6 protein-coding genes and 1 tRNA gene are annotated in these 9164 nt (G+C 73.1%); 3 read left to right on the top strand and 4 right to left on the bottom strand.

Annotated elements, in window-relative coordinates; translation table 11 throughout:
• Positions 1 to 182: 182 nt before the first annotated feature.
• Positions 183 to 2690, bottom strand: coding sequence for an SCO7613 C-terminal domain-containing membrane protein (locus tag ACFTZC_RS04550; RefSeq protein ID WP_382886795.1), 2508 nt, complete (start codon positions 2688 to 2690; stop codon positions 183 to 185).
• A 123-nt stretch (positions 2691 to 2813) separates the two neighbouring features.
• Here ACFTZC_RS04550 and ACFTZC_RS04545 point away from each other — a divergent pair.
• Positions 2814 to 2885 (top strand) — tRNA-Val (locus ACFTZC_RS04545).
• Positions 2886 to 2956: 71 nt separating this feature from the next.
• Here the strand turns inward: ACFTZC_RS04545 and ACFTZC_RS04540 are convergent.
• Positions 2957 to 3811, bottom strand: coding sequence for a 3'-5' exonuclease (locus ACFTZC_RS04540; protein WP_382886793.1), 855 nt, complete (start codon positions 3809 to 3811; stop codon positions 2957 to 2959).
• Between the two features lie 265 nt (positions 3812 to 4076).
• Here ACFTZC_RS04540 and thrS point away from each other — a divergent pair, with 265 nt between their 5' ends.
• Entirely contained in the window at positions 4077 to 6053 is a 1977-nt protein-coding gene (thrS, locus tag ACFTZC_RS04535; RefSeq protein ID WP_382886791.1) for a threonine--tRNA ligase, read from the top strand.
• Positions 6054 to 6101: 48 nt separating this feature from the next.
• Here the strand turns inward: thrS and ACFTZC_RS04530 are convergent, their stop codons facing one another.
• Positions 6102 to 6767, bottom strand: a complete 666-nt coding sequence (locus ACFTZC_RS04530) for a potassium channel family protein (protein ID WP_382886790.1) — start codon at positions 6765 to 6767, stop codon at positions 6102 to 6104.
• 66 nt (positions 6768 to 6833) lie between these two features.
• On the opposite strand from ACFTZC_RS04530, the gene ACFTZC_RS04525 reads away from it, so the two are divergent.
• A complete protein-coding gene (locus ACFTZC_RS04525) occupies positions 6834 to 7397 on the top strand; it encodes an HIT family protein (RefSeq protein ID WP_382886789.1) in 564 nt (187 codons plus the stop codon).
• A gap of 84 nt (positions 7398 to 7481) precedes the next feature.
• Here ACFTZC_RS04525 and ACFTZC_RS04520 read toward each other — a convergent pair whose 3' ends face one another.
• Positions 7482 to 9137 (bottom strand): hypothetical protein, encoded by a 1656-nt coding sequence (locus ACFTZC_RS04520; RefSeq protein ID WP_382886787.1) that lies wholly within the window; start codon positions 9135 to 9137, stop codon positions 7482 to 7484.
• Positions 9138 to 9164 lie beyond the last annotated feature (27 nt).

Raw genomic sequence — 9164 nt, 5'->3', positions numbered from 1 at the left:
TTGATATACACTAATTGTTTCGTGGGCAGGGTCAGTTGTTTATAAGAGACAGGTGGGCGAGCGCTTCGTTCACACCCACGTGGCCACTGGTCCCACCCCCGTACCGCCCACCCGCACCCGCGGCCCCGACGACGGAAACGTCGTCGGGACCTCGGTCGTTTCCGGTCGGCGCCCCGTGGTGGTCAGCGCATCCGGCCCAGGCCCCGGCGCACCCGCCGGGCGTCCCGCAGCCGCTGCTCGTACGTGGCGCCCACGCCGAGCAGGAGCAGCCCCGCCAGGGCCGGCGGCAGCCAGCGCGGCAGCGCGCCCACCACCTGCACGACGTACGGCGCCAGCTCGTGCAGCGCGACCAGCGCCAGCGCCGCCCCGCCCAGCACCAGGAGCGCCTGGAGCCGCAGCCTCGCCCCGGCCAGCGTCAGCGCCAGGGCGGCGAGCCCCAGCAGCAGCGGGCGCGCCCAGTGCGGGTCGCCCCACGCCGCCAGCAGGCTCGGCGCCAGCGTCGCCCCCAGCCCCGGCCCGTACGCCGTCCACGACGACGCCTCCGGGTCACGGCGCCGCCGCACCACCCCCACGGCCAGCGCGGCCACGGTCACCGGCAGCGTGTACGCCTCGGGCATCGACACCCCGGACGCGGCCAGCCGTACCCACGCCGCCACGACGAAGAGCACCGTCGCCGCGTACCCGGCCACCCGGCGCCGCTCGGCGCGCACCGCCGTGCCCGCCGCGATCACCCCGCACAGCGCGAGGACCAGCGCCAGCACCGGGGGACGCCCCAGGGCCGGCGTGATCGCCAGGAGCCCGGCCGCGGCGCCCGCGCACTCCACCGGCACCGCCACGGGATGCTCGCGCAGCCGGGCGCCGAGCAGCGCCACCGCCGCCGGGACGGCGAGCAGCGCCACCGCCGTGGCCCCGGCGGACAGCCCGGCCGCCGCCGTCGCCGCGCCGACCAGGGCCGCCGCGCAGCCGACGGCGAGGCAGCCGAGGAGCGCGCGCACCGGCTCCCCGAGCGCCGGGCCGAGGCTCGGGGCGCCGTCCGGGCCTTGCGCGGGTACGGTCCGCAGCGCCACGGCCGCCCCCGCGAACAGCGCCGTCAGCGCCGCGAGCACGGTCAGCGTCGCGGGCCGGGTCGCGAGGGAGAGCGGCGCGACGGCCGCCGCGCCCGCCAGCGCGAGGACCAGCGCGGTGTACGCCCCGGCCGGCCCCAGGGCCGCGTGGGGGCGGACGGCGAGCGCCAGCGCCACCGTGGTCAGGCCCAGCGGGACCGCCAGCGCCGCCGCGTAGGGCAGATCGCCCACGACCGGCACCACCAGCACCGCGGCCCAGCCGAGCACCCCCGCACCGCACAGCGCCGCCGCACGGGGCCGCCGTACATCGGCGACCGGCACCACGCCCGCCGCGAGCCGCGGCAGCCACCGGTACGCGACGGCCAGCGTCCCGGCGGCCGTCGCCAGCACCAGCGGCGCCGTGACCTGCCAGGCCGACGCGAGGTGCACGCCGAGCGCCGCCCGCGTGCCCTCGGGCGCCCCCGACCAGATCTCCGTGATCCGGGTCGCGCCGCCCAGCAGCGTGGCCGCGACCGAGGGCAGCGCCCAGGGCAGCGCGGCCACCGTCACGGCGCCGCCCGCCGCGCCGAACCCCTGCCGTACCGCACGCGGCAGCCCGGCCCGTACGACCGTCAGCAGCCCGACGGCGCAGAGCAGATACCCGAGCACGGCCCAGCCCGCCGGCACGACCGTACGCACCACGCCGCCCACCGCGACGACCGAGGCGAGCCCCGCTCCCGCCGCGGGCACGAACGCCGCCTCCGGTGCCCGCCAGGCCACCAGCAGCCCGAGCGCCGCCCCGGTGAGCAGCAGCGCGGCGGGCCCGGCCATCGCGGCCGGGGTCCCCGCGGGCACCGACGACCACCCCGCCAGGAGCAGCGCCACCCCCGCGGTCGCGAACGCGGCGGCCACCACCAGGCTCCGCGCGGCCCTCCCCGAGGCGCCCCGCGGCGGCTTCGCCGCGTGGCGCGCGGCGAGCCACAGCGCCACCACGGTGTCCGCCGCGGCCGTCGCCAGCAGCGCCCACCCCACCCCCAGGGTTCCCGCGCTGGCCGCCACCGACCAGAGGAGCGGCGGGAGTTGAGCGGTCACCACCGCGACGGGCAGCGGGCCGCGCAACCGGCCGAGCAGCGCCCCGTAGCCACCCCAGAGCGCGGCGAGCGCGGCACAGGCGGCCGCGGTGTAACGGAGCCCGTCCACCCCGGGCAGCGCCACCGCGTACACCGCGTACGCGTCGAGCGCCGTGAGCACCAGCGCGAACGCCGCCACGGCCTCGGCCGTCGAGGAGAGCCCCCGGCGCAGCAGCGCGGCGGGCGCGGCCAGCGCGGCGAGGGTGATCACGGTCAGCACCGCGGAGCGGCCGCCGATGCCGAGGTGGCCCCAGCTCACCAGGGTGAAGGCGATCGCGGCGACCGTCAGCAGCACGCCGCCGAGGGCGAGCAGTACATTCTGGGCGCTCGGCGGCGCGGAGGGGGAGGCGGTGGCGCCGGCGGCCACGGGCCGGGCGGTGGGCTCCGGCCCGGGCCGGGCGGACACGGCCGTCAGATACGAGCGGCGCGCCAGCAGCTGGCCTCTGCGTGCGTCGAGCCGGGTCAATTCCTGGTCGATGAGCGCCAGTTCCCGGGCGGGGTGCGGAACGTTCTCCATACGACGGAGTGTGGCCCGGGACACAGCCCCTGCCATGGGTCCGGCTACTCAGATCCGCGTCTGAGTACGTCGGAACCGGTTTGAACGAAGGCCGCCGGGGCCTGTATGGTTCAGGTCGTTCCCGGGCGATTAGCTCAGTGGGAGAGCGCTTCGTTCACACCGAAGAGGTCACTGGTTCGAACCCAGTATCGCCCACCGGGAAAGGCCGGTCCGTCGACGACGGACCGGCCTTCGCGCGTTCCGGGCCCGGGTCCCCGGCGCTCGGATCAGGCGGCAGCGGCGGGCCGTTCGGGACGGAGCGGCCAGGCGGGATGCGACGCGCCCTCCCCGGCGCCGCGCGAGAACCACGCCTGGGGTCCCCGCGTCTGCGTCACATGCCAGACGGCCTGGAGCGCGTGCAGCTCATGGGGCGAGAGTCGCGCCATCCGGGGCGCGAACCGGCGGCCGATCGCCCGGACCAACTCCAGTGCCGACAGGGCCGAGAGGGTCGACAGGGCGGCCGGAGCGGACGGCCCGGCCGGTCCGGTCGGCAGGCCGGGGCCGACCGGGAGGTCGGGTCCGGTCGCGAGGTCGGATCCGGTCGGCCGGGCGGGCCCGGCCGGTTCGCCGGCCGCCGTGTCGAGCGCCCCGTCCGCCCCCACCGCGTACTGGGCGCACAGCCCGGTGAGATCGCGGCTGCCCTTGCGGTACCGGTCGAGATGCCGGTCGAGGACCAGCGGATCCAGCACGCACAGCGAGACGTTCTCCAGCCGGCGGCCGAGCGACGAGGCGCGATGGCGCCGCAGCTCCCGGTCGAGGAGCGTCAGGCCGAACGGCGCGTTCATCACCACCAGCGGCCGGCCCGCCGCGCACTGCTCGGCCAGCGCCCTGGCCACCTCCTCCACCACGGGCGCCGGCCAGCGGCCGTTGCGGTGCAGGAACTCGTCGGTCAGTCCGTGCGCCTCGGCGGCCCCGTGCGGCACGGGCACGCCCGGGTTCACCAGCCAGCGCCGTACTCTCGGCCGTATCCCCGCCGTGTCCTGGACGATCAGCGCGGCGGACACGATCCGGTCCTTCTCGGCGTCCACCCCCGTCGTACCGGCGCCGAACGCGGCCAGCGGCCCCTCGTACCAACACGTCATCGCCGAACCCCCGAGCCTCTCGCACCCATCCAGGGGGTGATACCCGGACAGGTCCCTCCATACGCACCGTGTCGGACCTGTTTCACCTGGTGACGGGTGGGGCGGTGAGGGCCCAGGAGGCCGCCGGGGACCGGGGGAGGACCGCGCGGGGGCCGGGCGGGGACCGGGCGGACAAACCCTTTCGCGGGCTGCCCGCCGGGCTCGGTACGATGCGCAGTGCGTACGCCATGCGCGGGGTGCGCACCCCAGAAGTCAGGAGAGACCGGTGTCAGACGTCCGTGTGATCATCCAACGCGATTCCGAGCGGGAAGAGCGCGTGGTGACGACGGGCACTACGGCGGCCGAACTCTTCCCCGGTGAGCGTACCGTCGTCGCCGCCCGGGTGGACGGCGAGCTGAAGGACCTCGCGTACGCGATCGGCGAGGGCGAGGTCGTGGAGCCCGTCGAGATCTCCTCCGAGGACGGCCTGAACATCCTGCGCCACTCCACCGCGCACGTGATGGCACAGGCCGTGCAGGAGCTGCACCCCGAGGCGAAGCTGGGCATCGGCCCGCCGGTCAAGGACGGCTTCTACTACGACTTCGACGTCGAGACCCCCTTCACCCCCGATGACCTCAAGGCCATCGAGAAGAAGATGCAGGAGATCCAGAAGCGCGGCCAGCGCTTCTCGCGCCGGGTCGTCACGGACGAGGCGGCGCGCGAGGAACTCGCCGGCGAGCCGTACAAGCTGGAGCTCATCGGCATCAAGGGCGCGGCCTCGACCGACGACGGCGCGGACGTCGAGGTGGGCGGCGGCGAGCTGACCATCTACGACAACCTGGACGCGAAGACCGGCGAGCTGTGCTGGAAGGACCTCTGCCGCGGCCCGCACCTGCCGACCACCCGGAACATCCCGGCGTTCAAGCTGATGCGGAACGCCGCCGCCTACTGGCGCGGCAGCGAGAAGAACCCGATGCTCCAGCGCATCTACGGCACCGCGTGGCCGTCGAAGGAGGAGCTGAAGGCACATCTGGAGTTCCTCGCCGAGGCCGAGAAGCGCGACCACCGCAAGCTCGGCAACGAGCTGGACCTCTTCTCCTTCCCCGACGAGGTCGGCTCCGGGCTCGCCGTCTTCCACCCCAAGGGCGGCATCATCCGCCGGGCCATGGAGGACTACTCGCGCCGCCGGCACGAGGAGGAGGGGTACGAGTTCGTCTACACCCCGCACGCCACCAAGGGGAAGCTCTTCGAGAAGTCCGGGCACCTGGACTGGTACGCCGACGGCATGTACCCGCCCATGCAGCTCGACGAGGGCGTGGACTACTACCTCAAGCCCATGAACTGCCCCATGCACAACCTGATCTTCGACGCCCGGGGCCGCTCCTACCGTGAGCTGCCGCTGCGGCTCTTCGAGTTCGGGACGGTCTACCGGTACGAGAAGTCCGGCGTGGTGCACGGCCTGACCCGGGCCCGCGGCTTCACCCAGGACGACGCGCACATCTACTGCACCCGCGAGCAGATGGCGGACGAGCTGGACTCGACGCTGACGTTCGTGCTCAACCTGCTGCGCGACTACGGGCTGACCGACTTCTACCTGGAGCTGTCCACCAAGGACCCCGAGAAGTTCGTCGGCACGGACGAGGCGTGGGAGGAGGCCACCGAGACGCTGCGCAAGGTGGCCGAGAAGCAGGGGCTGCCGCTCGTCCCCGACCCGGGCGGCGCCGCGTTCTACGGCCCGAAGATCTCGGTACAGGCGCGGGACGCGATCGGCCGTACCTGGCAGATGTCGACCGTGCAGCTCGACTTCAACCTGCCGGAGCGCTTCGACCTGGAGTACACCTCGCCGGACGGCTCCAAGCAGCGCCCGGTGATGATCCACCGCGCGCTCTTCGGCTCGATCGAGCGGTTCTTCGCGGTGCTGCTGGAGCACTACGCGGGCGCGTTCCCGGTCTGGCTGGCGCCGGTGCAGGCGGTCGGCATCCCGATCGGCGAGGCGCACGTCGAGTACCTCCAGGACTTCGCGAAGGCGGCGAAGGCCAAGGGGCTGCGGGTCGAGGTGGACGCCTCCTCCGACCGGATGCAGAAGAAGATCAGGAACCACCAGAAGCTGAAGGTCCCCTTCATGATTCTCGTCGGTGACGAGGACATGAACGCGGGCACGGTCTCCTTCCGGTACCGCGACGGTTCGCAGGAGAACGGCGTGCCGCGCGACCAGGCGCTGGCGAAGCTCCTCGACGTGGTGGAGCGCCGCGTACAGGTCTGACACGCCCCGTCACCCGTAGGGTGGCATCGGAGCGGCCCCCGGCAGGCATCAGCCCGCCGGGGGCCGCTCCTTGTCCTCCCGGCCGAAGACCTGGATCAGCCAGGACGAGAACGACCCGGTGACCGCGCCCAGCAGCGCCAGCCCGCACATCATCAGACCGACCGCGTACAGCCGGCCGAGCGGCGTCACCGGGGTCACATCGCCGTAACCGACCGTGGTGATCGCCGAGCAGGCCCACCAGACGGAGTCCCCGAAGGTGAGGATCGTGGCGCCGGGCGCGCCCCGTTCCTGCTGGTAGACGGCGAGCGCGGCGGCGAAGGTGAGCAGGCCGGCGGTGATGCTCGCGTACGCCATCACCCGCCCGTACAGACTCAGCCGGGGGCGGTCGCGCCGCCGCTGGATCGCCATGTACGTGTTCACGATCCGCAGCGGCCGCAGCAGCGGCAGGATCACCACGACCGTGTCGAGCCAGTGCGTCCGGACGAAGCGCGCGCCCTCGCCGCTGAGGACGAGCCGTACGCCGTAGTCCACCACGAAGGCGGCCCAGATCAGCAGGGAGAGCGCCAGCGCGAGGTTCCGCCAGAACGGGTCGGGGCCCTCGGCGAGGACGCGTACCGCGTAGCAGGCGAGGAAGAGCGGCGAGGCCACGAGCAGCGGCAGCTCCGTACGCCGCTCCCAGCCGCGCAGCCGGTCGGGACGGTTGCGGACATGCATCGGGCCAGCATCGCCGGGCGGCGGCCGGTGCGGGCCCGGCGACACGCCTCACACGGGCGAAGTCATATGCTGCACAACATGACGAGTGAGCCGGAGCAGCAGATCGGAGTGGGGACCCAGGACGCGTTCCAGCGCCTGTGGACGCCCCATCGGATGGCCTACATCCAGGGTGAGAACAAGCCCACCGGGCCGGGCGCCGAGGACGGCTGTCCCTTCTGCTCCATCCCGTCCAAATCCGACGAGGACGGGCTGGTGATCGCGCGCGGTGAGCGGGTGTACGCGGTGCTCAACCTCTACCCGTACAACGGCGGGCATCTGATGGTCGTCCCCTTCCGCCACGTCGCCGACTACACGGAGCTGGACGAGGCGGAGACCGCCGAGCTCGGGCTCTTCACCCAGCGGGCGATGACCGCGCTCCGCGCCGCGTCGGGGGCGCACGGCTTCAACATCGGGATGAACCAGGGGACTTCGGCCGGTGCCGGGATCGCCGCCCACCTCCACCAGCATGTGGTGCCGCGCTGGGGCGGCGACACCAACTTCATGCCGGTCGTCGGCCACACGAGGGTGCTGCCGCAGCTCCTCGCGGACACCCGCGCCATGCTGGCCGACGCCTGGCCGGCCGGCTTCTGATCCCTGTCAGCTCCTGACCCCCGGCCGCCCCTGACCCCCGCCCGCTCCGTCGGGCCCTCCCGACGGAGCGGGGTGCGCCCCGCGCTACGCGTCGTACGCGTCGATCTTCTTCGGGGACGGGTCCTGGACCGCCCCTATCAGCGACGAGGAACGGTTGCTGAAGCGCTCGGTGTCCACCCCGTGCTCGTCCAGGACCCGCATCGCCGCGTTGTGCGCCACCCGCAGGACCGGGGTGGCCGCGCGCATCGCGTCGTCCGCCATGAAGCGGTGGCGCCACGGTTGGTCGGCCCAGGCGTGCCGCATACCGAACGGCTCGGGCAGGCTGAGCTTGCCGCCCAGGAAGTCCAGGACCGGCGGATACCAGGTGAACGGGGCGCGCACCGCGAGCCTGACCGCCTCACGCGGCTCGACCAGCGGCAGGTTCCTCGACGTGGTCTCCCAGAACCGCACGGTCTTCGGACGGGTGATCTTCTTGGGCGACGGCTTCGCGAAGAACAGGGAGTGCACGGGACCCAGCGCGTACCCGGAGACCTCGATGCGCAGGGTCTCGTGGAGCACCGTGACCGAGATCATCATCGTGATGACCAACTGGCTCTCCCAGAGGGTGAACTGCACCCCCAGGTAGTGCCGGTTCCCGCTGCCGAACTGCTGGTGGTTGCAGATCCGCTGTATCTCGTGGCTCTTGATCTGGAACGCCTCCACGTCCTGGCCCTCGGGCCAGGAGACCGAACCGGCGCCCTCGCCGACCGCGGACACGATCCAGTGCTTCACCGAAGGCGTCGGGAAACCACCCGAGTTGAGGGGGCCGCGCTCCAGCAGCTTCATCTGGTCGTGGATCGCCCGTATCACGTCGTAGCTGCGGAACTGGTGGATCTCCTTGCCGGCGTCCTTGGGGACCAGCTCCTCCGCGAGCTGCCAGCTTCCCCAGCGGGTGCCCATCCCGAGTATCCCCTTGGGGCCGGCGTAGAAGGCCACATTGGAGCGCTGCTCGGCGCTCAGCTTCTCCAGCCCCTGGCGCAGCACCTCCCGCGAGGTGTCGCCCGGGTTCCCCGGGACGGCCTCGGGGATCTTGGCGCCGGTACCGCCGCCCGAGAGCAGGCTCTCCCAGCGGGCCCGCAGGTCCTTGGCGGTCGACTCGCAGATCTGCTTGGCGAGCAGCCAGCCGACGACCGGGGCGACGAGCATGCCGCGCAGATACCAGTTCAGTACGCCGTCGAGGGGCAGCTTGATCAGCACGATCACCGCGAACACGGCGACCGCCGCCAGCAGGGCACCGCCGATCGCGCCCGCCCGGCGGTCCTTGGCCCCCGCCAGGGTGCGGCGCAGCTGGAACACGCCCAGCCAGAGCAGCAGTCCGGGCAGGAAGAGCACCCCGAACACCGCGGTGACGGCGGTGAGCTTCTTGTCCCGCTCCTTGCGGATGTGGTTCGCGGCGAGGCAGTGCTCCACCACGGCCTGCGGGTCCATGCCGAAGGACTGGATGATCGGGCCCCGGCCGCCGCCCAGCGTCCTGAGCTGGACGGCCCGCGCGAACGCCTCGCCCAGATTCGGCTCGAAGAGCGTGAACTTGCCTTTGCTCACGCCTGACTTGTGCCAGTCGTTGTCGGCCTTGGAGATCTCTTCGAGCGGACTGTCCCGGTACGCCGCCGAGGCGAGGGCGAACGTCGCCGCCGTGCCCCCGGCCGCTCCCTGGAGCGGAACCTGCGCCCCCGGGCTGAAGTCGAATAGATCGTCCGCCACTGCCGCCCCCTTGCCGCAAGGATTCGC

The sequence above is a fragment of the Streptomyces sp. NPDC056987 genome, assembly GCF_042673865.1.
Taxonomy (GTDB): Bacteria; Actinomycetota; Actinomycetes; order Streptomycetales; family Streptomycetaceae; genus Streptomyces.
Note: the sequence above shows the minus strand (reverse complement) of the source record. Positions and strands in the feature narration are given on the sequence as shown.

What these genes read in the sequence shown, in the direction of transcription:
- ACFTZC_RS04550 (WP_382886795.1), bottom strand. Translation starts at nt 2,690, where the DNA reads ATGGAGAACGTTCCGCACCCCGCCCGGGAACTGGCGCTCATCGACCAG.
- ACFTZC_RS04540 (WP_382886793.1), bottom strand. Translation starts at nt 3,811, where the DNA reads ATGACGTGTTGGTACGAGGGGCCGCTGGCCGCGTTCGGCGCCGGTACG.
- ACFTZC_RS04530 (WP_382886790.1), bottom strand. Translation starts at nt 6,767, where the DNA reads ATGCATGTCCGCAACCGTCCCGACCGGCTGCGCGGCTGGGAGCGGCGT.
- ACFTZC_RS04525 (WP_382886789.1), top strand. Translation starts at nt 6,834, where the DNA reads ATGCTGCACAACATGACGAGTGAGCCGGAGCAGCAGATCGGAGTGGGG.